Here is a 23827-nt window from a genome sequence, read left to right on the forward strand (position 1 = left end):
GGGCGGCTTCATCTCTCAATCACGCATGACTGGTCAAGGCCGCTTCAGCGAGCCCACCACCAGATCGAAATGTTGCGTGCGTTTTCCATGGGCGAAAGTGTTAGCTTGGGTTGCGGACTTGCGCAAGCGGGAAAGCGGCGCGCATCGTCACGGTTGCGCCAAAAAAAGAGGCGGCCCCGAAGAGCCGCCCCGACTGGAATTGATCTGATCCTATCAGAACTTCGCCTTCGCCGTCACCAGGAAGGTGCGGCCGCGGCCGGTATCGATCGTGCTTCCGGCAATGGTGCTCGAAGACGGCGTATAGGTCTTGTCGAACAGGTTCGTGACCTGAGCCGTGACTTCAAAGCCGTTCTCGAACTTGTAGTTGGCGAAGAGATCGACGAGACCGTAGCCCGGAACGTTCGGCGGCGTACGATTGATTTCGCCGACAAACGCGTTCGAAACGGCGTAGAGGCGCGTACCGACCGTCAGGCGCTGGTCTTCGAGGAAGCGGGCGCCAAGCGTTGCGCTGACAATGTTTTCAGGCAGGTAGCTCTGCACGCCGAAACCATTGATCTGCGACGGCAGATCGCTCTCGGTGTAGGTGTAGGCAAGGTCGCCGAAGACGTATCCGGCGTCATACGCCGCCTGCAGCTCGAAACCCTGGACCGTCGAGATCCCGGGATTGTTGACGAAGAAGATCTGACGACCGCCGTTGAGCATCGCTGCGGTGATGTAGTTGTCGACGCGGCTATGGAAGTAGTTGGCCTTGACCCGCAGGCTGTCGCTGGGATCGAGCAGCCCGTCGAAGGCGAAGTTCGCACCGATTTCCCAGCCCTTGGAGGTTTCCGGCTCAAGAAACGGATTGGGGAAGAACGACTGGCCCGACGGTCCCGGATGTGTGCCGCCGGCGAAGGTCTCGTTGACCGTCGGCGAACGCGAGGTTTCCGCGTATGTAACGTATGGCTGGAACCACTCCGTCGGGTTGAGCGCGACCGTGATGCTCGGGTTGAGGCGACCTTCGGACTTATCGACGGTGTAGGGGCCGGCCGGCAGACCGATCGGGTTGCCGGCAACGACAGCGCCGGAGCCATCGAGGCTGAAGTGATCCCACCTCAGGCCTGCCGTCAGATCCAGCATGCCATAGGTGAAGGTCGTATTGCTGAAGACGCCGGTGGTGGCATTGGTGCCGCTGCCGTTGACGCCGGCGCCCGGCCGGGCCGTGCTGTTGATGACACCGTAGTCGTCGCGGAAATACTCGACGCCGTAGTTCGCCTTGACGGCAACGTCGCCAAGGTCGAACAGAGAGGTGTTCGAGATGTCAAAGCCCTTACCCGTGTCGGTGATGCGCCGACCGGCCGCCGTGCCGCCACCGCGAATGTCGGTGTCGTACTTCATCTTTAGCCGGTTCCAGTAGGCGTTCGCACGGAAATCGATGAGTTCGTTGTCCGGCGTGTAGGAATAGCTTGCAGAAACCGTCTGGTTCTTCACGTTCTGGAAGTAGGAGTTCGCGAAGAAGTCGTTGTCATAGGTGAGGCCGGTGAGCTTGAAGGTGTGATCCTTGTCCGGCGTCACTTCGAACTTCAACAGGCCCGACAGAAGGTCCTCCTCGGTGAAGGGTACCTCGACCCCGTTGCCGTTGTCATAGTTGCCGGGATCAGCCTTGCTGATGCCACCGAGCACGGAGAAGACGTCATTGAAACGGTAGGCGCCGATCAGTGATTCCGACCAGCCGGCACCGTTTGTGCCGTACGTAGCCGAAGCAATGCCACCGTAGTTCTTGCCGTCCTGGATCAGGTCTTCGACATCATAGGTCCGGAAGTTGACCGAACCGGCCAGTGCACCGCCGCCAACCCCGGTCACGGCGCCGCGGGTCACATCGATTTCGGAAAGGAATGCCGGATCGAAATAGGCAAAACCCTGGGCTTCGTGGCCGGTGAAGCGGAAGTTCTGGCGCACGCCGTCGATCATCATGTTGACGCGGCCGGAACCCTCGAAACCGCGGATGTTGACCGCGACGCCCGGGTTTTGCGGGTTGTTCGCGGTCGAGGTGCCGGGAACGCTGCGCAACAGGTCGTCAGTCTCCTGCCCCGATTGCAGATCGATCTGGTCCGTCGTGACGACGCTGACAGGGCCGGGCTTGGCATAGGGGTCAGCGGTGCGCCCGCCCTTGGCAACGATCGGCGAGAGGTAAGTTTCGCCCTTCTTTGTCTCCTCGGCCTTCTCTTCCGACTTAGCCTGGGTTGTTGCGCTTTGCGCGAATGCGACGGTAGCGACTGAAATTGCAAGAGTTGTCGTGCAAGCCAAAAAAGCCAGGCGACGATGCCGGGTGAGCATGGACCAATCCTTTGATTTTCGGAGGCCGGGCTTGCTGTTGAGCGGCAAACTCAAGGGGCTGGCTGGGCGGTAGATTCTAGAGCGGCGCGACATGTCGTCGCCTCATTTAAGCCGCATAAAAAACATGAGTGTTCTTGTCAACATACAAAGGCAGTCCCCACAATTTATGGGGTCGTGCCAATTCGAGGCGTTGCTAAACTGCAACGCTTTTGCCGAAGGCCGGATGAAACCAGATCCGGTTCCGTGCGTTCCCTCCCTTCCAGGCCCCGCTGCGGGGGCAATGCGAAAGGACCCGGATGCGTCGCTCTTTTCCCTTGATCCTGCTGTCACTCCTGATCCTCACCGGCGCCAGCCTGCCGAAATCCGGACCGATCCCGCTAAAAAAGCCGCCGAGCGAAGCGGGAGAGAAAGAGGCTGCTCCCACACCCGAAGAGAAACCGGCGACGCCTACGGACGGTGGCAAGGCCGATCAGCCAGAGGTGCCGACTGGCGACGAACAGCCCGTGCCGCAGCCAAAGCCCAAGGACGGGAGTGAAGGAGCGGCGAAGGATCAAAAGCCGGCCACAGGCGAAAAGGACCAGCCCGCCGACGACAAGAAAGAGGAAAAGCCGGCACCGATCGTCTATCCGCCGGTCGAAGCAGAGGACGCCGCCGACTACGCAAAGTGTGTCGCCGACCTGAAGGCGATCGGAGCGACGTTTGTCGAAGCCAAACGCATCGACGACGGCAAGGGCTGCGGCATCGACAAGCCACTGGAGGTCACGAGCATCCTGCCCGCCGTCACACTCGCGCCCAAGGGGCTTATGCGGTGCGAAACGGCGCTGGCGCTTGCACGCTGGACCAAGGAGACCGCACAGCCGGCCGCCGAAGTCGCCTTCGACAAGACCATCAAGATCAAGGCGCTGAACCAGGCATCGACCTATATCTGCCGCCTGCGCAACAATGCGACGACGGGCAAAATCTCCGAGCATGCGCACGGCAACGCCGTCGACATCGCGTCCTTCACGTTAAGCAACGGCACGACGATCGCCATCCAGCCGCGCGACGAGGATGGCACCATGGACGGCGCCTTCCAGCGCGCGGTCACTGCGTCCGCCTGCCTCTACTTCAAGACTGTGCTCGACCCCGGCAGCGACGCCGCCCACGAAACCCACCTGCATCTCGACGTCATCGAGCGCCGCAACGACTACCGCTACTGCCGCTAGGAATGAGCCTCCTTGCGCTGGCGCTCGTCAGGCGTTGTCGTAGCCAGGGCGACAAACTCGCCCTCGAAGCGACCGGCCAAGGTGTCGCCGTCGAGGAGGTCGGCAACGACCACGGCGCGCGCCCTGCCCCGACGTTCGAGCAATCGCAGAAAGCCCGGCCATTGCCCGGCGTCCGCCAGCGACGAGCGTGCGGCGAAAGCGCCGGCGACCGGCTTCAGATAATCCATCCGGTTGCTCTGGATCACCAGGCGCGCGACAACGCCGCTTTTGCGCATGCGCACATGCAGCAGCGTCGTGGCATCCCTGATGCGTTCCTGCGCGGATCAGTGCACGAGACCACGTGTCCTGACCAGAGCAAGGCGCCTGCGTCCTGTCGTCTCCCGCAGGCCCCTCGTAGCCCAAAAGATACCGGGCTGCGCGCCTTGCAGGAGCCCGCCCCGGCTCCCAAATACGGCGCGAGGAAAATCCACCCGCTTTGCGCCTAATCTCAAGGAAATCTGCCATGGCATTGACGATGTACCAGCTCTCCATTCCCGCACTCGTTCGCGGCCTTGGTGTCCTCACCAAGCTGCTCGACAAGGCGGAGGCTTTCGCTGAGGAAAAGGGCATCCCCACGGATGATCTCGTCCACGCCCGGCTGGCGCCCGATATGCTGACGCTTGCCGGCCAGGTGCAGCGTGTCAGCGACACCAGCAAGGGCCTGGTCGGCCGGCTGACGTCGATCGAAGTGCCCCGGTTCCCGGACGAGGAAAAGACGTTTGACGAACTGCGCCAGCGCATCGCCAAGTCCGTCGCCTTCCTTGAAACGGTGCGCCCTGTCGATCTCGAAGACAGCGACAGTCGCGAAGTCGTGCTGAATTTCCCGAACCTGAAGGTGACGCTCACGGGTGAGGAATACCTGCAAAAATTCGTGCTGCCGAACTTCTACTTCCACCTGACGACCGCCTACGACATCCTGCGCCACGAGGGCGTGCCGCTCGGCAAGGCAGACTTCCTCAGCCTCACCGCCTGATTTCCGCCTCGGGAGACCCCGGACACAAGAATGCCGCGCATCCATCCGGATGTGCGGCATTGTTTTTCAGGCAGGCAGGAAGCGCCTAGAACAGCCCTTCGATGTAGCCCTGATCATTGAGGAAGATCTTTTCCGACGAAGGCACCTTCGGCAGGCCGGGCATCGTCATGATCTCGCCGGTGATCACCACGATGAAGCCGGCGCCGGCGGCCAGCCGCACTTCGCGGATCGGCACAGCATGGCCTGTCGGCGCACCGCGCAGGTTCGGATCGGTCGAGAAGGAATACTGCGTCTTTGCCATGCAGATCGGCAGATGGCCGTAACCCTGATCTTCCCAGCTGCGCAGCTGGTCGCGCACCGACTTGTCGGCAATCACCTCGCTCGCATGGTAGATGTCCTTGGCGATCGTCTCGATCTTGTGGAAGAGCGACATGTCGTCGGGGTAAAGCGGCGAGAACTGCGAGTGTCCGCCCTCGGCAAGTGCCGCCACCTTCATCGCCAGCTCCTCGATGCCGGCGGAGCCCTCGGCCCAATGGCGGCAGAGCACCGCTTCGGCGCCAAGCGTCGCCACATAATCCTTGATAGCCTGCACTTCGGCCTCGGTATCGGAGGTGAAGTGGTTAATCGCGACGATGACGGGTACGCCGAACTTCTTGACGTTCTGCACATGCCGGCCAAGGTTGGCGCAGCCCTTGCGCAGCGCTTCCAGATTTTCCTTCCCGAGGTCGTCCTTCTTGACGCCGCCGTTCATCTTGATCGCGCGGACGGTCGCGACCAGCACCGCGGCATCCGGCTTCAGCCCGGCCTTGCGGCACTTGATGTCGAAGAATTTTTCCGCGCCGAGATCGGCGCCGAAGCCGGCTTCGGTCACCACATAGTCGGCAAGCTTCAGTGCCGTCGTCGTCGCAATCACCGAGTTGCAGCCATGGGCGATATTGGCAAAGGGGCCGCCATGGACGAAGGCGGGGTTGTTTTCGAGGGTCTGCACCAGGTTCGGCTGAATAGCATCCTTGAGCAGCACCGCCATCGCCCCATCGGCCTTGATGTCGCGCGCAAAGACCGGGCTCTTGTCACGGCGATAGCCGATGATGATGTTGCCAAGCCGCTGCTCGAGATCCCTAAGATCCGCCGAAAGGCAGAGGATCGCCATGACTTCGGAGGCAACGGTGATGTCGAAGCCGGTCTCGCGTGGATAACCGTTGGCGATCCCGCCGAGCGAGCCGACGATGTTGCGCAGTGCGCGGTCGTTCATGTCCATCACCCGCCGCCACGAAATACGACGGACGTCGATGTTCTGCTCGTTGCCCCAGTAGATGTGATTGTCGAGCAGCGCCGCCAGCAGATTGTGGGCCGAGGTGATCGCGTGGAAATCGCCGGTGAAGTGGAGGTTCATGTCCTCCATCGGCACAACCTGCGCATAACCGCCGCCGGCAGCACCGCCCTTGACGCCGAAGCAGGGCCCGAGGGACGCCTCGCGGATGCAGATGATCGCCTTCTTGCCGATGCGGTTCAGCCCATCGCCGAGGCCCACGGTCGTTGTCGTCTTGCCTTCGCCTGCCGGCGTCGGGTTGATCGCCGTCACCAGGATCAGATGGCCGTTCTTCTTCCCGCGCTGGCGGGCGATGAAATCGGCGCTGATCTTCGCCTTGTCATGGCCGTACGGCAACAGGTCCTCCGGCGGTATGCCGAGTGCGGCCCCGATCTCCAGGATCGGCTTTTTCTTCGCCGCGCGCGCAATCTCGATATCGGACTTGACCTCCGCCATGACAGTTCCCTCCCCAGGGTCTCGTTTTTACCCGCGCCTTTCAAGGCGCAGTTCATGATACCGGAGCGGGATGAGGAAACGCGTCTGCGGTTTTCGACCCGCGTCCCGCTTGAACTCAAGTAATCGGCAGCGCCCGGATACTCGGGCGCCACCTTACCGTTCGGTCTTAGCGCGCGAGGATGTCGCGCATCTCGACGATGTTGGAGCGGACGCGCAGCGTATAGAAGCCCATCGTCGCCAGATGCGTCGGCATGATCCAGCCGGCTTCCTCGCCATTGGAGATGATCCATGGCTGGATGCGGAGTGCTGCCCGCAGTTGCTTGATCGTTTCCGTCCAGATCGGCAACAGGCCGCGCTGGGCGACGACGTTGTCGAAGTCGGCACCGGCGGCCGAAAGGATACCGTAGTAGCCGTAGAGCTGGCCATAGGCGAACCAGAAGCGGTCATCCGCACGCGTGTCGAACCAGCCGCCATTGTGGTTTTCCGAGCGCTCGCGCAGGATCGCCGAGGTATTGCCGAGGTCGTTGGCGACACGGTCGAGGAACTCGACGAGGTTATCGGAGCGGCCGTCGAAAATCGCCTCACACTTGCTGAGCGAGGTGTTGAAGGACCTCAGATCCTTCATCGCCGCGCGATAGAAGCTCGGCGTCGGAGTTTTCGGACCGAACGGGTTGATCCCGAAATACCAGGTCTCTTCATCGAACTGCATGTTGCCGCGCGCGCTCTGCAGGGCGTTGTTGATGCCCGAGGTGCCGCGCATGCGACCGAGCGAATCGACGAGCTCCACGGAGGTACGGCGGATCGCCTGGTTGACCCCGCGCTGGAACGACGCCTTGTTGTCGAGCCAGGGCGTGTCGTCCCAGTCGAGCCCGAAGAGGCCGACCTTGTAGAGCAGCATCGACGAGATCCAGGCATTCTCGTTGACATTGAAATCGATGAGGTCGGCGGTGACATCGACGATCGCCGACGTCTGGCACACGGTGCCGGCCGGCAGTTGAACGGCCGCGAGCGCCTCCGGCGTCGATTCCATCGGCTGCGTCGCGACACCCGCAAGGTTGTTGGCAGTGCCGCCGGTCGTCGATTGTCCCGTCGACGTCGCACCGGGGCCGCTCATCGGCGAGCCGGCGGGCACCTTGCGTTCTGCCAGCTTGTACTGGTCGATGTAGTCTTCGTTGAAGTTCGTCCAGGCTTGGGTCTGCCAGATGAAGTAGCCGTAGAACAGGACCAGACCGATGAGGATGAGGCCGATCGGCCCCTTGAGCAGCCAGCTGCGCTGCCGGTACCAGTTGCCCGCCGCCACGAAGGGCCAAAGCAGCCAGGCAACGACGAGCCCGATGCCGCGCCCGATCGCGGTGAAGACACGCTGGAAAAACGCAACGATCGGATCGAACATGTCCTATTCCTCTCTGAGCCCATAGAGCTTGTGGCGGAAGGCCGCCTTGTCTTTCAGATATGTGCCGGTCAGCGTCGCCACAACATACTCCTTGAAGGTTTCGCTATAACGCTCGTAGGCGTCGTAGAAACCTTGCTTGTCGAAGACGAAGCGCGAGACGAAATCGCGGGGCACGAGCTGGGATATCAACCGGTTGACCAGCCACTGGTCCGGATGGGTGGGGGCTGCGCGCACCAACATGAAGCGATTTGCCGGCGCCACGTCCTGCATCCTGATCGTGCCGGTGGCAGCGACCGTGCGGATCATCTCCTGCAGGAACGGATAGGCGCCGTCTTTTGCGACCGCGGCGGCATATCGGTGCATCCAGGTCTGCAGCCAGATCCGGTCGGCATTGGCAAGATCGGCCGTCGGGTCGCTCTCGTTGATCAGCCCGCGCACCACCATGTCTGCGCGGTGCTGATAGAGCCCGGAATCCTCGACCCAGGAGGCCTGCGGCAGTTGCAGCCGCTTGGTCGAGGCGAGGAAATCGTAGATCCGGGCGTGATCGTTTATGGCGATATAGCTCACCTGCCAGGGCCGCGAGCGGCGGAAGCCTGGCACCGAGGGGTCGCAGATGACTGTCGTCGTCTTGTCGTCGAGAAAGACATAGACGCCGCCGAAATGATTGGCCCAGAAGGCTTCGTGATGGAAGACGAGCTGATCCGGCACCAGTGCGTTCTGGCGGATATCGCCGGTCTGCTTGGCAAGCTCGACCATACGCGTCAGCATCTCGTCGTCGGCCCAGGCCGTCGGCACCTTCTTCAAGCGGTCGACGAGACCACGCAGTTCGGCCGCCTTGCCGAGCATGTCCTCGGCCGAAAGCACCCGGAACCGCACCTCGTTGATCGACAAGAGATCGTCGATGTCGTTTACGACCGAGACCGAATCCTCGATCTCGCCATAGAGCGCATCCTTGATGGTAATCGCGTTGATCGCACGGCTGTTGGCGTTGAAGAACTCGTGCATCAGCGCGGCCGTGTTGGAAAAGCTCGTATGCACGACCGGCAGCTCCGCCTGCTCCGGCGTCATGATGATGAAGCGGCGGTTGACCCGGTTCGGATCGAGGTAGTCACGATCCCCCAGTTCCTCGGCGATCTCGGGCGAAAAGCCGGTCATGTCGATGCTGAACTGGGTCAGAGCCGTCGGTCGCAGGCCAAACCCTTCGAGCGCCTTGTTGTAGCGCGCGATCAGATGCGGCTCGGAGATATCGAGCAGCCGTCCATAGATGAGTTCCGCTTCAAGCAGGCGTTTCATCGGTCAGTTTTTCCTAGCATCACCCCTGCCACCGGCCGTCGCGTTTCATCGCCTCGATCTCGCGGATCGCCTTTTCGCGCTGGCGCTCGCGGCGGATGATGTCGGTGACGGCGGCATCGTCCGACTTGTCGGTGTAGCGGAATTCGCTGTCGGCGTAGCGGTTGATCTCCTGCAGCACCATGTCGATGGTGATCGGACCCCGCAGCGCCTCGATCATCGCTTTCTTCTCGTCATAGCCCTTGTGCATGAAGGAGCCGGCGTCCTTGAACCAGTCATCCGGCAGTTCCACGTCCATTGCTCTCAGCTTGATCGCGTCGGTGATGTTCTTGATCGCCCGACCGGTAAAGCGCGGCTCGGCCTCCTTGATCATGTGCAGATAGGCGCCGACATCGGCAAGCGAGGCGATCGCGCCCTTCTCCTTCTCGTAACGCTCCCAGACAGCGACGAGGCCATCTTCCTTCGGTCGCGCGTGCTCAGCATAGGACTGAGCAACCGCGCGTTTGATCTCCTGCCCCTCGAAAAGCTGGTGCTCGCCAAGCGGGATCTTGTGGTTCTTGCCGACGAGCAGCGCGAAGATGTCGATGTAGTCGTCTTCGGTCTGCGGCCCGTCGACCAGCCAGCGGGCGCCAGCGCGCTGGCGCAGCGCGTCGTCGACATTCTCCGGGTAGTTGGAGAACATGCCGAAGGTGCAGTTGCCGCGCACCACGGTAGAGGCGCCGGCAAAGCTCTCCATCAACACCGCCGTCACCTCGTGCTGGCCGGCAGAGGCTCGATCGTCGGAGCGCTTGGCTGCCACCTGGTCGACATCGTCGATCGTGCCGAAACCGATCGCCCGCGGATTGATGACGTTGTTGACGAACTCCTTGCAGTTTTGCCCGGACTTGCCCTGATAGGAGGAGATCTGGTCGACGCCGAAGTTCTCGTAGTGGAAGGCGTAGCCGGCGATCTCGCAATAATCGTTGAGCATGCCGGCCAGCATCTGGATCAGGATCGTCTTGCCGGTGCCCGGCATGCCGTCGCCGATGAAGGTGAAGAGGAAGCCGCCGAGCTCGACGAACGGGTTCATCTGCCGGTCGAAGTCGTAGGCCATCAGCATCTTGGCAAGCTTCAGCGCCTGATACTTGGCGATGTGGTTGCCGATGATCTCCTCGGGCTTCTTGAAGGTCATGACCAGTGGCTTGCGCTTCTGGCCGGGTGCGACGTCCAAACCGTTCAGCGTAAAATCGTCCTGGTCGAGCCGGATATGCACGGTCTCGAAGCTCTGCAGCCCGGTAAAGCGCGCCTTGCGGGCAATCAGCCCTTCGATCGCCACCCGCGAGAAGGCCCGCGCCCGGGCGGTCAGCGCCAGATCATCGGGGGCCCCGGCAAGACCGCGATCGAGCGCCGAAATCAGGCTCTTCAGCGCGTCCTGCGGCGAGTCGAACAGAAAGTCGGGCTCGACAGCATCGTCGACCGGCTCGCCCTCGCCCGCCAGGGTCGCGCCGAGATAGGCAGCGAGTGTGAAGGCCGCGACGTAAGCCGAAGCCGACAGCAGCGCCTTGAACTGGTTCGCCTCCTCTCCGCCAAGCGGCGAGGTGGCGTTCTTCGCCTGCAGCTGTTCGAGGCTCGTCTGGCGGGCAAAGACATCGGCAACGGCCAGCGCCACCTGGATGCCGCGGCGCGTCCGGTAGAGCACGGCGTGCTGGGCCGGAGAGAACATCGGGTCGCCCTGGCGCACCGACTGGATCGTCTTCGTCAGCTCCACCTCGCGCGTGCGCCGCTGGCCGCCAGTCGAAACTGTCGACACGAAGCGCCGGCCGGTGCCGGCAAGCGACGTTCCGGCGGCGGCATCTTCCCGCTCCAGGATGATGAGCTTCGTCACCAACCCTTGCGCCACCGCCTGGTGCTTGGCGATGTCGTCCTCGTGCAGCGTCGTCAGCCCCGTATTGAGTGTCATCGTCAAACCTCGCTCACGACCTGATTGCCCGAAATGACGTGCACCTTGTAGTCGCCGAACACCTGTTCCGCCTCGCCGGCGGCATAGAGCGCCTGATAGGCGTCGTGCGGCACCAGCGCGTGCTTCTCGTAGGAAGAAACCCCCATGCGCGTCGCTTCCAGATTGGCGGTGTCGATGTGGAATTCTTCCTGCGCCGGGGTCGACGACCAGAAGCCGCGCTTGGCCGGCCGCTCCGACTTGGAGAAGACCTCCTGCACCGTCCAAGTCAGAAGCCAGGCGTTCTCGGTCTTGCGTACCTTCGAGAGGATATCGTTGATGCGCGCATTATTCTCGGTGATCCCGGCCGAGTAGAACGGCCCGAGCACGATGCGGCGCAACTGCTTCGGATGCAGCTCGTCAAAATCCTTGTCGAGATTGGTGGCGATCGTCACCGGTGTCAGCGAATAGCTGCTGTTCTTGGACGCAAAGTCGTCGAAGCGGCTGGCAAGCTCCGGATTGAGCAGGCCGCCAACCGGCAGAGGAATTTCCACCTGCGGGTTGAGCTTGCCATCAGCGGTCACCAGCATGTCGACGATCTTTTCCGAGGAATCCTCGATCGTCGCCATGTAGACCATCGGCAGAGTATTGGCTCCGTCGAAGGCGCCCCAGCTCACGATGTAATAGGGCCGCATCGTCTTGGAATTGACGGCGACACGGATGGTCTCCGGCAGGATGAACGGCGAAAAGATCTCGCCCTTGCCGATCTGCTCCAGATAGAGCCGCTCGGCCATGCGCGTCTGCAGCGCTTCCGGAAACGCCTTCTGGCGCAGGATGAAGTCGACCATCTCGTCGCGCAGCGCATCGGCCGATGGAATATCGGCCAGGCGCTTCGTCGCCGTCTGGCGATCGTTCTCCAGTTCCAGCACGTTCTGAAAGACCGGAAAGCCGCTTTCGGCGCGCGAAATCCGGAACTGGTCGACGAAGCCGATCCGGTTCTCCCAGCAGTCGATCGAGGCCTTCAACCGACCAAGATAGGGAACGATCACTTCACCGTCGACGGTGTTGCGATAGAGCGGCGAGTTGCGGTCGCCGAGAAAGAGCTCAAGCCCGGCGAGTGCCGCGTGGATCGACGCGAAATACTGTGCGACAGCGGATGAAGCCGCGACCTTCATGCAAATCCCCGTGGCGCGTGCCGAAAGGCAAACTCGGTTCGGATCATGCGCCGCCCGTTCACTGCTTCACGTAATTGGCAGTGTTGTGCTTGTCCATGACAGCCTGGAAGCGGCGGGCAAAGGCATCGTCTGCCAGCTTCTTGCGGCGCTGGATATCCTGCGTTGAAAGCATGTTCTTTTCATGCATTTCCAGGAGATCGCCGATGTGGCGTTGCGCTGCGGCACCGATGCCGGCCATCGTCTCCTCGGCGGCCGTGTCGACCTGGCTTCCGAGCGTGTTGATCTTGTGCGCGACGTCCTGCTGGGCGGCGGTCTTCAGCGAATCTTCCAGCGCCTTGTAGAGCACGATGCGCTGCTCCGTATCGATCGTCAGCTTGTTGATCAGCGTGTTCTGCGCGGCGATCTGGTTGTTGAGCGAATCGACGAAGGTCTGGAACATCGAGGTATAGCGCTCGAGCGTCTGGCTCTCGGCCAGCAGTTCCTGCTCCTTGGCCTGCTTCTCGTTATATTCGGTCGCAAGCGCGGAGCGCTCGCCTTCGAGCTCGGTGCGCACCTTCTGCTCGGTCGAGGCGGCGATGCGGTTTTCGATGTCGAGCAGCAGCGGGTTCAGTTCCTCGATGCGCTTCTGCACCGCTTCGAGGTTCGCCATCGTGCCCTTGCGGCGCTCGATCACCTGGATCAGGCTCTGCTCCGAAGTCTTGTAGCGCTGGTCGAGGATCGACTTCTGTTCCTTGAGGATGCCGACGATCATGTCGGACTTGGAAAGCAGTTCCTGCAGGTTGCCGGCAAGCGACATGTTGCGCACGCGGTCGGTGCGCATGCGCTGCATCTTCTGCTTGGAGAAGATGCCGATGAACTTCTCGTAGCCCGTATAGTTCTTCATGCTCTCGAATTCGGAGCCGAAGACATTGGTCGCGTCTTCCAGGCCGATGATCAGGTCGGCGATGTTGGCTTCCATCACCTTTTGCTGGTTGATCACGTCCTGGATGCGGGCATTCTCGATGTCGAAATTGACGTCGCCGAGCTTGGTTTCGGCCTTGGCGAACTGTTCGAGCACGACACCTGATTGTTCGAGCTTGCCGCGCATCTGCTCGACCACGCCCTTCGTCTTTTCGATCTCCGCGTCAAAATTCTGAAGAGTCGCCATGCCCTGCCCCTCGGTCCACCGTGGCGATATCCGCCAGCCCGGCTGAATTATTCAGCCTTCGATTGCAGTTATATAAAGGGTGTTTACCGAAAGAGAACAAGCCTTTCCCGGCAGCTTTTTGATCAGCCACCACAGCGAAGTGCTTGAGATATCGACGGCATTGCCGCGCGCAGGTCCAGGAAAGATGGGAAACGGCTTTCCGTCCGGGGTTTGCGTCGTCCCTATTTGGCAGCCGGCGGCGCCTTCAGGTAGGCAATCACGTCGGCGATGTCCTGCGGCTTCTTCAGACCGGCAAAGGCCATCTTGGTGGCACCGACCATTGCCTTGGGGCTCAGCAGGTATTCGCTCAGCGTCGCCTCGTCCCAGACGCGACCCTCAGCGCCAAAGGCCTTCATTGCATCGGAGTAGTTGTAGTCGGCGACGGATGCGGCCGGGCGTCCGACGACACCCATGAGGCTTGGGCCGACGCGGTTTGTCGGCTCGCTTGCCGTGTGACAGGCCGCGCATTTGCGAAAGACGGCAGCGCCAGCCGTAGCGTCGCCGCCGGCATGCGCGACCGTTGCGCCAAGACAGAGCGTGCCAAGACAGAGCGTGATGGAAAGGCTGGTGACGAGACGCAACATCGAAGACCCCTGGCGTGCGATAGAGGCGAAGAATGGCATCGCGCGCGTGGCGGTTTCAAGCCGCCACGACGCCGCACTCACTCGCAGCGCATCAGGTCGTCCCAATGGCGCCGGCAATAGGAGACATATTTCTCGTTGCCGCCAACCTCGACCTGGGCGCCCTCGCGCGCGACCCTGCCCTCACCGTCCAGGCGCACGACCATCGTCGCCTTGCGGCCGCAATGGCAGATGGTGCGCACCTCGCGCAGCTCGTCGGCAATCGCCAGCAGCGCCATCGAGCCCGGAAACAGCTTGCCCTGGAAATCCGTACGCAGACCATAGGCCATGACCGGAATGCCGATGCGGTCGGCGACACGGGCGAGCTGCCAGACCTGCCCCTCATTGAGGAACTGCGCCTCGTCGACGAAGATGCAGGCGATCTCGCCTTCGCCATCCGAGTGCAACCGATCGATCAGCCCGTAGAGATCGTCGTCGCCGTGAAAGGGAATGGCGTCCGCACCAAGACCAATGCGCGAGGAAATGCGGCCGACGCCGCCCCGGTCGTCATGGGCGGCGATCAGCATCACCACGCGCATGCCGCGCTCCTGGTAGTTGTAGGAGGCTTGCAGGAGCATCGTGCTCTTGCCCGCATTCATCGTCGCATAGCTGAAATAGAGTTTGGCCATAGTCACCGCGTCCGGTTTTTCCGTTTTTTGGGTAATGACGAGGCTTGGCCGGGAAGGCCAGAGCCCGTTTGCAGCACCCACAGTTTTTCGGCGGACTAGACTATTTCGTGGACATTGCGACATCGAGCGTCGCATCGTGCACCCCGCCAGCATATTGACGCAATACACTTCCTCCGACATCAAAGCGCTTGAATTCGCTATCCAATGGTGTTTGGCTAAAACAATAATCGAGGCAGGGGAACGACAACGATGAAAAAACGACTCTCTCTCAAACTGATACTGGCAGGCGCCGTTTCGGTCGTCGCCATCACCGCTCAGCAGGCTGCAGCTGCCGAGCCGGAAAGCTGTGGCACCGTCCGTTTCTCCGACGTCGGATGGACGGATATCACCGCAACCACTGCCACCGTTTCCACCGTTCTAAAGGGCCTCGGCTACCAGACCGACATCAAGGTTCTCTCGGTTCCGGTCACCTACACCTCGCTCAAGAACAAGGACATCGACGTCTTCCTCGGCAACTGGATGCCGACCCAGGAAAACGATGTTCGTCCCTTCCTCGACGACAAGTCGGTCGAATCCTTCGGGCCGAACCTGGTCGGTGCCAAGTACACGCTGGCGACCAACGCCAAGGGCGCCGAGCTCGGCATCAAGGACTTCAAGGATATCGCCACCAAGAAGACCGAACTCGACGGCAAGATCTACGGCATCGAGCCGGGTAATGACGGCAACCGCCTGATCATCGACATGGTCGACAAGGATACCTTCGGCCTCAAGGGCTTCGAAGTGGTCGAATCCTCCGAGCAGGGCATGCTGGCGCAGGTCGCCCGTGCCGAAAAGGACGGCGCGCCGGTCGTCTTCCTCGGCTGGGAACCGCATCCGATGAACGCCAACTTCAAGCTGACCTATCTTTCGGGTGGCGACGACATCTTCGGCGCCAATTTCGGCGGCGCGGAAGTCTTCACCAATGTGCGTGCCGGCTACACCACCGAGTGCCCCAACGTCGGCAAGCTTTTGACCAACCTCAAGTTCTCGCTCCAGATGGAAAACGAGATCATGGGCAAGATCCTGAACGACGGCCAGGAGCCGGACAAGGCGGCCGAGGAATGGCTGAAGGCCAACCCGACTGCCGTCGATCCGTGGCTCGCCGGCGTGACCGCCAAGGATGGCGGCGACGGCTTGGCCGCAGTCAAGGCCGCGCTCGGCCTCTGATCGGCATCAAGGCGGGGAATGACCCCGCCTTTTTTCACCGCGTCATGCGCTCCTTTTTGACCTGACGAGACGGATTACCTTCGTGGAATATCTGACCGATAACCGCATCCCCATCGGCGGCTGGGCCAAGGCATTCGTCGACTGGCTGACGACGAATTTCGATTTCTTCTTCGACCAGCTCGCCCGCTTCCTTCAGGCCGTCGCCGACTCGCTGCTCTGGGTGCTTTATGCCCCGCACCCGCTGATCGTCGTCGCCGTCATCACCGGGCTCGCCTGGTGGTTCCGCCGTTCGATCGGCATAACGCTGTTCACCGGCCTGGGCCTGCTCCTGATTATCAACCAGGGCTACTGGAAGGAAACGACGGAAACCCTGGCGCTTGTGCTCGCTGCCACCGCCGTGAGCATGGCCGTCGGCGTGCCGCTCGGCATCGCAGCCGCCCGTCGCCCATGGGTCTACGCCGTCATGCGGCCGATCCTCGACCTGATGCAGACGATCCCGACCTTCGTCTATCTGATCCCGGCGCTGATCCTCTTCGGCCTCGGCATGGTTCCGGGTCTGATCGCGACCGTGATCTTCGCCATTCCCGCACCGATCCGGCTGACGCGCCTCGGCATCATCTCGACGCCGCCGTCGCTGGTGGAAGCCGCACAGGCCTTCGGCGCGACGCCCGGCCAGGTATTGCGCAAGGTGGAGCTGCCCTTTGCCATGCCGCAGATCATGGCTGGCCTCACCCAGACCATCATGCTGTCGCTGTCGATGGTGGTTATCGCCGCGCTCGTCGGCGCCAGCGGTCTCGGCGTTCCGGTCGTGAGAGCCTTGAACACGGTCAACATCGCCAAGGGCTTCGAAGCCGGCCTTTGCATCGTCATCCTGGCGATCATTCTCGACCGCCTTTTCCGCTCGTCCGACGAAGGAGAAGGCGCATGACCAACGCCGTCGTTTTCAAGAATGTCGACATCATCTTCGGCAACAACCCTCAAGTCGCGCTGCAGATGGTCGACCAGGGCAAGACCCGCGACGAGATCGGCGCCGAAACCGGCCTCGTGCTCGGCGTTGCCGGCGCCTCGCTCGAAATCACCGAGGGCGAGATCCTCGTGCTGATGGGGCTTTCGGGCTCCGGCAAGTCGACGCTGCTGCGCGCGGTCAACGGCCTTGCCCCGGTCGTGCGGGGCGACGTCGAGGTGAAGACCGCAAATGGTGCGCTCAATCCCTATCGAACCAATCCGAAGTCGCTGCGCGACTTCCGCATGCACACGGTCTCGATGGTGTTTCAGCAGTTCGCGCTTCTGCCCTGGCGCACCGTCGCCGACAATGTCGGCTTCGGGCTTGAGCTTGCCGGCATGCCGGACGTCGAACGCAAGGCGCGCGTCGGCGAACAGCTCGAACTCGTCAATCTCTCGAAATGGGCGGGTCGCAAGGTCAACGAGCTTTCGGGCGGCATGCAGCAGCGCGTCGGGCTTGCCCGCGCCTTTGCGACCGGTGCACCGATCCTGTTGATGGACGAGCCGTTCTCGGCCCTCGACCCCTTGATCCGCACCCGCCTGCAGGACGAGTTGCTGGAGTTCCAGCGGCGGCTGAAGAAGACCATCATCTTCGTCAGCCACGATCTCGACGAGGCCTTCCGTATCGGCAACCGCATCGCCATCATGGAGGGCGGGCGCATCATCCAGTGCGGCACGCCGCAAGATATCGTCAAGAACCCGGCGAACCAGTATGTCGCCGATTTCGTCCAGCACATGAACCCGATCACCATGCTGACGGCGAAAGACGTCATGCAGACCGGTGTCCAGCGCGGAGTGACTGTTGCCGGCGTGACCGCGACGGCCAAGCCCACGACACCGCTCGTCGACATCCTCGACGCCATGTCCCGCCAGCCGGGCAGCATCGGGGTCGTCGACAACGGTTCCGTGGTCGGCACCATCGACGCCCAGGATATCGTCCAGGGACTGACGCGCCACCGCAACAAAAGTTGACGAAGCCGCTCAACAAGCCAATAAAAGCCCGGAGCGTCGTTCCGGGCTTTTTTCGTCCCGGCGACGACCGCATGGCAGGAAAAGGGAAAGACCATGAGCGACAAGCCGAACGTTCTGCGCGACACCGATGACGAAGCCCGCACGCTGGCCCGCACGCTTCTGCGGGGCGCGCGCAGCGCATCGCTTGCGGCGATCGAGCCGGAGAGCGGCGGCTTCCCCTTCGTCAGCCGCGTGCTCGTCGGCATGGATGTCGACGGGGTGCCTGTCATCCTGATCTCGAAACTGTCGACACACACGCAGGCGCTGCTGGCCGACGCCAGGGCCTCGCTCCTGACCGGCGAGCCTGGCAAGGGCGACCCCCTCGCCCATCCTCGCCTGACCGTGCAATGTACCGCCGAACAGGTTGCGCGCGACAGCGAAGAACATAGCCGAATCCGCGAGCGATTCGTCCGCCGCCACCCCAAGGCGAAACTTTACGTCGATTTTCCCGATTTCGGCTTCTTCCGGCTGTCGCCGCTGCGTGCCAGCCTCAACGGCGGCTTCGGCCGCGCCTATGTCTTGACCGCCGAAGACCTTCTGATTGACACGCCTGCCATCGCCTCGCTCGCCGCGATGGAGGCGAACGCGATCGATCACATGAATACGGATCATTCTGACGCAGTTCAGCGCTATGCGGTGAAGCTCTGCAAGGCACCGGAAGGCAACTGGAAAGTCGTGGGTATCGACGCCGCGGGGCTCGATCTTGCAGATGGCGATCAGCTAAAACGCCTTGAGTTCCCGACACCTATCGAAGATAGTTCCAATTTACGGGCAATTTTGCGTGAACTTAACGGTTAATCGCTGGAGAGCTACCCCCATTTCTTGCAGTAGGTGGTTGCCCTTTTATGCATCACGACTAATTATCTTGCTTCGTCAACCATAACTACGTGTGATGTAATTTTCGCATGGAGCACGCAATGCAGCCACTTTCGCCTGAAAAACACGATGAAGCCGAGGTAGCAGCCGGTTTCCTCTCGGCCATGGCAAATCCTAAGCGCCTCCTCATCCTCGATTCCCTCGTGAAGGAAGAGATGGCAGTCGGCGCATTGGCCAACAAGGTTGGGCTGAGCCAGTCGGCTCTCTCCCAGCATCTTTCTAAGCTCCGTGCTCAGAATCTCGTCAGCACCCGTCGCGATGCGCAGACGATTTACTATTCGAGCTCATCCGACGCGGTCATGCGGATTCTAGGCACGCTCAATCAAATCTACGGTGACGACCAGAGCGCCACTGCAGAAAAGACTCCGGTCCGTAAATCGGCCTGATATTCGGTCCGCATCTGCGGACCCGTTCGGACAGCCCCACACGAGAAATCGCGCGGGGCTTATTCTTTGGCGGATAGTCTTCCCAGTTTGCACGCGAAAGGTGCCGGCGCTTGCTGGCATTTACCGAGCCTTGAGACTTCCGGGGCACGATGCGCCGCGACAGAATCAGCCGGAAAGCGGACATCGGGATATGCGTGACAAGGTCCGCTGGGGCATCGCCGGAACCGGCACGATCGCAAACAGTCTTGCCTCGGACTTCCGCTTCGCAACCCATGCGAGCCTCGTCGCCGTCTCGTCCCGCAGCGCGCAGAAGGCCGAGAGCTTCGCTGGGCGTTTCGGCGGCATCCGCGGCTATCAGGGCATCGAGGCACTGGCGGCCTCTCCCGATATCGACGCGATCTACGTCGCCTCACCCAATGCTGAGCACCTTCAACAGACCACCCTCGCCTTGGCCGCCGGCAAAGCCGTTCTCGTCGAAAAGCCGCTGACGACGTCGTCGTCCGACGCGCGCACGCTTGCAAACGCCGCTGCCGCCGGCAGCACCTTCGCCATGGAAGCGTTGTGGACCTGTTTCCTTCCGGCGATTTCCAGGGGTCGCGAACTGCTCACGGCCGGAACGCTCGGCGCGATCCGCCATGTCCGGGCGGACCTCGCCTACGAGAAAGCGTTCGATGCCGGCAGCCGGTTCTTCGATCCGGTGCTCGGCGGCGGGTCGATGCTCGACCTCGGCATTTATCCGATCGCCCTTTGCCTCAATCTGTTCGGGCACCCCGGGTCCGTCGATGGCACATGGAAGCGCGCGCCGACCGGCGTCGACAGTTCAGCCAAGATCAAGCTGGCCTATGACGGCTTTGACGCTGAACTCGGCTGCGGCTTCGATCGAAACGGGCACAATCGCTTCGTTATCGAGGGCGAGCGCGGCACGCTGGTTATCGACACGCCGTTTCTGAAGGCAAGCCGCCTCTTCGTTTCCACCGGCGGCGCGGCGCGCAAGCTACTGGCTTTAAACGGAAAAACGGCCTACCGGCTGGCCCGGCATATCCCCCTGCCCGGCCTTACCCGCCACGATCATCACTTCCCCGGGAGCGGCCTGCAATTCGAGATCGAGGCGGCAAGCGCGGCGATTATCGATGGCCGCAGCGAACATCCGTTGATGCCGCTATCGGCCAGCATAAAGGCCCTGGAAATCATCGAGACGGTCCGCTCAAGGACACCTGAGGCAGGCTAGTTCTACCTCGAAACGGAACGCAAAACGTGGCCGACGCTGCGCCTCTAGAGGTCGAGCGGACGGTAGTCCCGCCAGCCGCCGTTGAGCGCCAACACCACCTCCGTCAGATGTCGCGCCGTCGCGCCGGAGAAAAACGGTGTTTCGCCGCCTTTGAGCGCCTGCGCCTGCACTGCAATGCCGCGCACGAAATCGATCTGCGACGGAAAGGCCGGAAGCGCACTTGCCGATGGCGCCGTCGGATAGCGCATCTTGGTTCCGGGATAGAGCCGAAGCGGAAGCTTGCGACCGAGTTTCCACTCCAGCCAGTCGAGCCCGCGATGCAGGAGCGGCCGCTTCGCCCCGAAGATCTCCAGATGGATCGGCGAGCGATCGTCCCAGAGATCGCGAACGGCGATCATGCCCTTTTCGCCGATGATCGTCAGCGAGCGGTCGCGCGGCGCCGCCAGGCCGCAGGTGACCCGCGCCGTCAGGCCGGAGCGGAACGTCAGGCAACCCACGGAAAAATCGGGCCCGAGCGCCAGCGTCTCGGTTCCCGGCCCCTTGTCCGGAAAGGTCAGCGCCGAGACGGCACTGACTTCGGCGACCGGGCCGAAGAGCGAGACAAGCCAGCTTGCTGCATAACCCGCATGTTCGAGCGTGCAGCCGACCTCGAACTCATGCACGCCCGGCCAGCGGGCGCCCGAGCGGCTGCGCCAGGCGCGCCAGTTGGCCTTGAACACCGGGCCATCTTCCATCTCGGCATAGACAAGCCGCGGCGTGCCAATGGCACCGTCCGCAAGCAGACGGGCGCAGAGCGCCTGCGCGTCGCTGAGCCCATTGGCCGGTGCACCGGCCAGAACAAGCCCCTTGGCCCTTGCCAGGTCGACGAGTTCGCTCGCCTGCTCCACCGTCATCGCCAGGGGCTTTTCGCAATAGACGTGCTTTCCGGCCGAAAGCGCCCGGCAATTTACGGTATAGTGGCTCTCCGGCGTCGTCAGATTGACGACGATCGACACCGCGGGATCGGCAAGCACGGCGTCGAGCGAGGCATAGGGCGAAACCTTCCAGTAGCGTGCGAACGCGTCGAGGCGCTCGGCATCGCGGTCCCAGACGCCGGTGAGCCGCAGCTCCGGATGGTTGGCAAGCGTCGTCATGTAATAGTCGGCGACGAAGCCGGTTCCGACAAAGGCAATCCCGGTCACGCTTTCAGTCTCCTATCGCGCGTCAGCCAGGAACGACGCGACGTAAACGAGCGGCGCATTCCAGTTGATGGCGATTTCGTTGGACCCATAGGCTTCGATATCGTCGACATAGCAGGTTTGCGGCGCGCAACCGCGCAGCCGCTCCCTGGCGATGTCGTCGACAAAGGTCGAGTTCGGACCGCCGGCAAGCGAACCGACGGGCGGATTTGGCAGCTGCGGATCGCGCTGACGGGCATACCAGCGGCTGTGCTGGTTCTGCGGCGAGCGGCTGCCATAGCCGGTTATGTAGGAAAGCCCCATCGCATTGCGCCCGAGGATGTAGTCCATGCCCTCGCGCGCGCCGTCGAGAAAGACCCTGTCGCCGGAGAGATCATAGGCGGCCGACAGCACGACGATGTTCTGCAGCATCAACTGGTTCGATCCCCAGTCGTAGCGGCGCTCGTTCGGCCGGTAGACGATACCGAATGGCTCCGCCTGTTGCAGCGACAGCAGGTGCTGAGCGCTCGTGAGCACCGAATTGCGGATCGTTTCCTGATCGACCGCCGGCAGCGCCCTGCCATAAAGGGCGAGTTGCAGCCGCGCGAAGCCGGCAACGTCGCGCCAGTTGAAAGCGCCGCCGGGCGAAAACACATCCGCCTCCCAGAGCGGCGAGGCCCGCAGGGTCTTGAGATATTCGCCGTTGCCGGTCGTCAGATAAAGCTCGGTCGCCGCCCAGAAAAGCTCGTCGGAAATGCTGTCGTCGTCGTAGTCGCCGCCGCCGCCGAACCCATCGGACTTGGGGGCAAGGAGCGCCGGATTGGCATTCGCCGCCACCCACGCCTTGCGCGCCGCCGAAAGCAGCCGCGCAGAAAATGTCGGGTTATGCTCGGCAAAGAGCCGCGCGCCCTGGGCAGCCACCGCCGCAACATCGAGCGTCGCCGCGGTCGAGGGGCGGTAAAGCGCGCGCGGCTGCGGGTCGTCGCCCGGCAGCATCGGTGCGGCGGTCCAGGCCGTATCGTGGATCTTGTGGTGCACCATGCCGGCGAGCGGTTCTCCATCCGGGACCATCATCCGCAGCAAGAACTCCAGCTCCCAGCGCGCCTCGTCGAGAATATCCGGAAGGCCATTGCCGTTTTCCGGAATGCGCGACAGCCCGTCGCGCATCACCGCCGATTTGGGCGCAAACGTCAGGCCGCGTTCGTAGGCGGCAAGCAGTTGCGCAGCAGCCAGCGCTCCGGTCACCGCATATTTGCCGTGGTCGCCCGCGTCATACCAGCCGCCGGTCACGTCCAGTTGGTAGGAACAGGACCAGCCGCCGTAGAGCGCCTCGGCCTGCGCGCCGCCAAGGCACGGAACCGCCTTGTCGCCCTGGTTCGGCGCGACGCCGACATGGCCGGCCGATCGGGCATAGGCCTTGCCGGCGATCGCCCCCCTGATCTCGATCCCGCTTCTTTGCGGGTAGAACCAGGATAGCGCATCGACCCGCAACCGCGTGTAGAGATCCTCGCCGATCGAAAAGCGGTCGCTTGCCCAGTCGCCGGACACCAGTCGATAGCCGTCGCCCGGCGTCTTGAACGCCGAGAAGTCCGCAACCTGCGTCTCGACCCCGGCCGTCGGATCGAAACCGTGGGGCTGCGTCTTGCCCTTGCCGACGATCCTGTCCGCAGAATCCAACAGTCGAAAATCGATGGGTTGTTTCGCATCGGCGACGAAGGTCGCCCGCTTCGGGCCATCCGTCAGGTAGCCGAGCTGGTTGACGCGAATGGCCGGCCCTTCGGCCGCCCGCCGCGCCGCCGGCGAGGAAGCCCCGGTCGCCACCAGCGAGACGTCGTCGAGGCAGACACGGCCGCCCTCGCCGCCGCCAAGCGGAAAAACGAGCTGCGCTTCGTCCGGCTCCTGCCCCGCGAACTCCGCCGAAAAAAGGCTGCCCTCCGGCGTGCCTTCCATCGTGAATTCGTCCACCATGGTCCAGGGATCGGCGGCGCGCTGCACCCTTGCCTGGACGCTGCGCGCCGGCTCGGCGATCACCCTCATCGACAAACGGTAGATGCGACCGGGCTCGAGCTTCAAGCCATTGGTGCCGATGAGTTGGCTCCAGGCTTCACCGCCCCGCGCAACCTCGACGCAAAGCCGGCCGTTCTCGCGCGCGAACGCCAGCCCGTCGCTCGCCCAGAACGTGTCCTGTCTTTTGTCAAAGTGGCCGTCAGCAATCAGTTCGGCGCCCTTTGCCAGGCCCGGCAGGAAGAGCACGGCAATCGCCGCGTGTGCTATCCCGAACCTCGACACGTTTCCAACTCCGAACTCGCCGGCCACCCAAAAGGCGCCACGGAGCCGACAAGCCATGGCAGCAGAGCGTTGCCGCAAACAAGTTAAGCTTGAGAAAAGATCCGGCGGCGCGGCGAAATTTCGCTGTCGCCAAGACCCGTCGCGACCTGTCTGGCGGACCGGTGCG

At 62.5% G+C, this 23827-nt stretch carries 21 protein-coding genes; 8 read left to right on the forward strand and 13 right to left on the reverse strand.

Annotated features, from left to right (window positions below; all coding sequences use genetic code 11):
• Positions 1–44: 44 nt before the first annotated feature.
• Positions 45–89: a trpE operon leader peptide TrpLE gene (gene trpLE / locus AC3WVQ_RS12995; protein ID WP_178385070.1), complete on the reverse strand. Its 45-nt coding sequence runs from the start codon at positions 87–89 to the stop codon at positions 45–47.
• A 124-nt stretch (positions 90–213) separates the two neighbouring features.
• The gene (locus AC3WVQ_RS13000; RefSeq protein WP_090298424.1) at positions 214–2316 is read right to left on the reverse strand and encodes a TonB-dependent hemoglobin/transferrin/lactoferrin family receptor; all 2103 of its coding nucleotides are present in this window, start codon (positions 2314–2316) and stop codon (positions 214–216) included.
• 296 nt (positions 2317–2612) lie between these two features.
• Here AC3WVQ_RS13000 and AC3WVQ_RS13005 point away from each other — a divergent pair, with 296 nt between their 5' ends.
• Positions 2613–3521 carry an extensin-like domain-containing protein gene (locus tag AC3WVQ_RS13005; RefSeq protein ID WP_090298421.1) on the forward strand — a complete coding sequence of 303 codons (909 nt, stop codon included), beginning with the start codon at positions 2613–2615 and terminating at the stop codon, positions 3519–3521.
• Here AC3WVQ_RS13005 and AC3WVQ_RS13010 read toward each other — a convergent pair.
• A complete protein-coding gene (locus AC3WVQ_RS13010; protein WP_371813589.1) occupies positions 3518–3802 on the reverse strand; it encodes a YiiD C-terminal domain-containing protein in 285 nt (94 codons plus the stop codon). The genes AC3WVQ_RS13005 and AC3WVQ_RS13010 overlap by 4 nt on opposite strands.
• Positions 3803–4023: 221 nt before the next feature.
• Between AC3WVQ_RS13010 and AC3WVQ_RS13015 the strand changes: the two genes are divergently transcribed.
• Complete coding sequence (locus tag AC3WVQ_RS13015) at positions 4024–4533, forward strand: DUF1993 domain-containing protein (protein WP_090298415.1); 510 nt, start codon at positions 4024–4026, stop codon at positions 4531–4533.
• Between the two features lie 85 nt (positions 4534–4618).
• Here AC3WVQ_RS13015 and AC3WVQ_RS13020 read toward each other — a convergent pair whose 3' ends face one another.
• The 8 genes from AC3WVQ_RS13020 to AC3WVQ_RS13055 all read right to left on the reverse strand — a co-directional run bounded on the left by AC3WVQ_RS13020 (position 4619) and on the right by AC3WVQ_RS13055 (position 14506).
• Entirely contained in the window at positions 4619–6298 is a 1680-nt protein-coding gene (locus AC3WVQ_RS13020; RefSeq protein ID WP_034788903.1) for a formate--tetrahydrofolate ligase, read from the reverse strand.
• 166 nt (positions 6299–6464) lie between these two features.
• On the reverse strand, positions 6465–7691 hold the full coding sequence (locus AC3WVQ_RS13025; protein ID WP_034788906.1) for a DUF2333 family protein: 1227 nt from the start codon (positions 7689–7691) through the stop codon (positions 6465–6467).
• Positions 7692–7694: 3 nt separating this feature from the next.
• Positions 7695–8984, reverse strand: coding sequence for a DUF6638 family protein (locus AC3WVQ_RS13030; protein ID WP_060581717.1), 1290 nt, complete (start codon positions 8982–8984; stop codon positions 7695–7697).
• A 19-nt stretch (positions 8985–9003) separates the two neighbouring features.
• Positions 9004–10920 carry an AAA family ATPase gene (locus tag AC3WVQ_RS13035; RefSeq protein ID WP_090298408.1) on the reverse strand — a complete coding sequence of 639 codons (1917 nt, stop codon included), beginning with the start codon at positions 10918–10920 and terminating at the stop codon, positions 9004–9006.
• Between the two features lie 2 nt (positions 10921–10922).
• Positions 10923–12071: a hypothetical protein gene (locus AC3WVQ_RS13040; RefSeq protein WP_492382794.1), complete on the reverse strand. Its 1149-nt coding sequence runs from the start codon at positions 12069–12071 to the stop codon at positions 10923–10925.
• Between the two features lie 58 nt (positions 12072–12129).
• Positions 12130–13218: a coiled-coil domain-containing protein gene (locus AC3WVQ_RS13045; RefSeq protein WP_060606673.1), complete on the reverse strand. Its 1089-nt coding sequence runs from the start codon at positions 13216–13218 to the stop codon at positions 12130–12132.
• Between the two features lie 221 nt (positions 13219–13439).
• Positions 13440–13841: a c-type cytochrome gene (locus tag AC3WVQ_RS13050; RefSeq protein WP_090298540.1), complete on the reverse strand. Its 402-nt coding sequence runs from the start codon at positions 13839–13841 to the stop codon at positions 13440–13442.
• Between the two features lie 77 nt (positions 13842–13918).
• A complete protein-coding gene (locus tag AC3WVQ_RS13055; RefSeq protein ID WP_060606671.1) occupies positions 13919–14506 on the reverse strand; it encodes a thymidine kinase in 588 nt (195 codons plus the stop codon).
• A 249-nt stretch (positions 14507–14755) separates the two neighbouring features.
• Here AC3WVQ_RS13055 and AC3WVQ_RS13060 point away from each other — a divergent pair, with 249 nt between their 5' ends.
• From AC3WVQ_RS13060 to AC3WVQ_RS13085, 6 genes are all read left to right on the forward strand, one after another.
• On the forward strand, positions 14756–15712 hold the full coding sequence (locus tag AC3WVQ_RS13060; RefSeq protein WP_034788927.1) for a choline ABC transporter substrate-binding protein: 957 nt from the start codon (positions 14756–14758) through the stop codon (positions 15710–15712).
• A gap of 82 nt (positions 15713–15794) precedes the next feature.
• Entirely contained in the window at positions 15795–16640 is an 846-nt protein-coding gene (gene choW, locus AC3WVQ_RS13065; RefSeq protein ID WP_034788930.1) for a choline ABC transporter permease subunit, read from the forward strand.
• Positions 16637–17686 carry a choline ABC transporter ATP-binding protein gene (choV, locus tag AC3WVQ_RS13070; RefSeq protein ID WP_090298406.1) on the forward strand — a complete coding sequence of 350 codons (1050 nt, stop codon included), beginning with the start codon at positions 16637–16639 and terminating at the stop codon, positions 17684–17686. The genes choW and choV overlap by 4 nt, the downstream gene beginning before the upstream one ends.
• A gap of 93 nt (positions 17687–17779) precedes the next feature.
• Entirely contained in the window at positions 17780–18523 is a 744-nt protein-coding gene (locus AC3WVQ_RS13075; RefSeq protein ID WP_090298404.1) for a HugZ family pyridoxamine 5'-phosphate oxidase, read from the forward strand.
• Positions 18524–18642: 119 nt separating this feature from the next.
• Positions 18643–18987, forward strand: a complete 345-nt coding sequence (locus tag AC3WVQ_RS13080; RefSeq protein ID WP_034788940.1) for an ArsR/SmtB family transcription factor — start codon at positions 18643–18645, stop codon at positions 18985–18987.
• Between the two features lie 190 nt (positions 18988–19177).
• Positions 19178–20215 carry a Gfo/Idh/MocA family protein gene (locus tag AC3WVQ_RS13085; protein WP_090298403.1) on the forward strand — a complete coding sequence of 346 codons (1038 nt, stop codon included), beginning with the start codon at positions 19178–19180 and terminating at the stop codon, positions 20213–20215.
• Positions 20216–20259: 44 nt separating this feature from the next.
• On the opposite strand, the gene AC3WVQ_RS13090 is transcribed toward AC3WVQ_RS13085, so the two are convergent.
• On the reverse strand, positions 20260–21348 hold the full coding sequence (locus tag AC3WVQ_RS13090) for a Gfo/Idh/MocA family protein (protein WP_210336608.1): 1089 nt from the start codon (positions 21346–21348) through the stop codon (positions 20260–20262).
• A 60-nt stretch (positions 21349–21408) separates the two neighbouring features.
• Complete coding sequence (locus tag AC3WVQ_RS13095) at positions 21409–23661, reverse strand: glycoside hydrolase family 9 protein (protein ID WP_244546797.1); 2253 nt, start codon at positions 23659–23661, stop codon at positions 21409–21411.
• Positions 23662–23827 lie beyond the last annotated feature (166 nt).

The organism is Ensifer sp. EB106-05-01-XG146 (assembly GCF_058791875.1).

Excerpts from the sequence above, each read along its gene's own strand:
- AC3WVQ_RS13000 (WP_090298424.1), bottom strand. The coding sequence starts at position 2,316 with ATGCTCACCCGGCATCGTCGCCTGGCTTTTTTGGCTTGCACGACAACT.
- AC3WVQ_RS13005 (WP_090298421.1), top strand. The coding sequence starts at position 2,613 with ATGCGTCGCTCTTTTCCCTTGATCCTGCTGTCACTCCTGATCCTCACC.
- AC3WVQ_RS13015 (WP_090298415.1), top strand. The coding sequence starts at position 4,024 with ATGGCATTGACGATGTACCAGCTCTCCATTCCCGCACTCGTTCGCGGC.
- AC3WVQ_RS13020 (WP_034788903.1), bottom strand. The coding sequence starts at position 6,298 with ATGGCGGAGGTCAAGTCCGATATCGAGATTGCGCGCGCGGCGAAGAAA.
- AC3WVQ_RS13025 (WP_034788906.1), bottom strand. The coding sequence starts at position 7,691 with ATGTTCGATCCGATCGTTGCGTTTTTCCAGCGTGTCTTCACCGCGATC.
- AC3WVQ_RS13030 (WP_060581717.1), bottom strand. The coding sequence starts at position 8,984 with ATGAAACGCCTGCTTGAAGCGGAACTCATCTATGGACGGCTGCTCGAT.
- AC3WVQ_RS13035 (WP_090298408.1), bottom strand. The coding sequence starts at position 10,920 with ATGACACTCAATACGGGGCTGACGACGCTGCACGAGGACGACATCGCC.
- AC3WVQ_RS13040 (WP_492382794.1), bottom strand. The coding sequence starts at position 12,071 with ATGAAGGTCGCGGCTTCATCCGCTGTCGCACAGTATTTCGCGTCGATC.
- AC3WVQ_RS13045 (WP_060606673.1), bottom strand. The coding sequence starts at position 13,218 with ATGGCGACTCTTCAGAATTTTGACGCGGAGATCGAAAAGACGAAGGGC.
- AC3WVQ_RS13050 (WP_090298540.1), bottom strand. The coding sequence starts at position 13,841 with ATGTTGCGTCTCGTCACCAGCCTTTCCATCACGCTCTGTCTTGGCACG.
- AC3WVQ_RS13055 (WP_060606671.1), bottom strand. The coding sequence starts at position 14,506 with ATGGCCAAACTCTATTTCAGCTATGCGACGATGAATGCGGGCAAGAGC.
- AC3WVQ_RS13060 (WP_034788927.1), top strand. The coding sequence starts at position 14,756 with ATGAAAAAACGACTCTCTCTCAAACTGATACTGGCAGGCGCCGTTTCG.
- choV (WP_090298406.1), top strand. The coding sequence starts at position 16,637 with ATGACCAACGCCGTCGTTTTCAAGAATGTCGACATCATCTTCGGCAAC.
- AC3WVQ_RS13075 (WP_090298404.1), top strand. The coding sequence starts at position 17,780 with ATGAGCGACAAGCCGAACGTTCTGCGCGACACCGATGACGAAGCCCGC.
- AC3WVQ_RS13080 (WP_034788940.1), top strand. The coding sequence starts at position 18,643 with ATGCAGCCACTTTCGCCTGAAAAACACGATGAAGCCGAGGTAGCAGCC.
- AC3WVQ_RS13085 (WP_090298403.1), top strand. The coding sequence starts at position 19,178 with ATGCGTGACAAGGTCCGCTGGGGCATCGCCGGAACCGGCACGATCGCA.
- AC3WVQ_RS13090 (WP_210336608.1), bottom strand. The coding sequence starts at position 21,348 with ATGACGACGCTTGCCAACCATCCGGAGCTGCGGCTCACCGGCGTCTGG.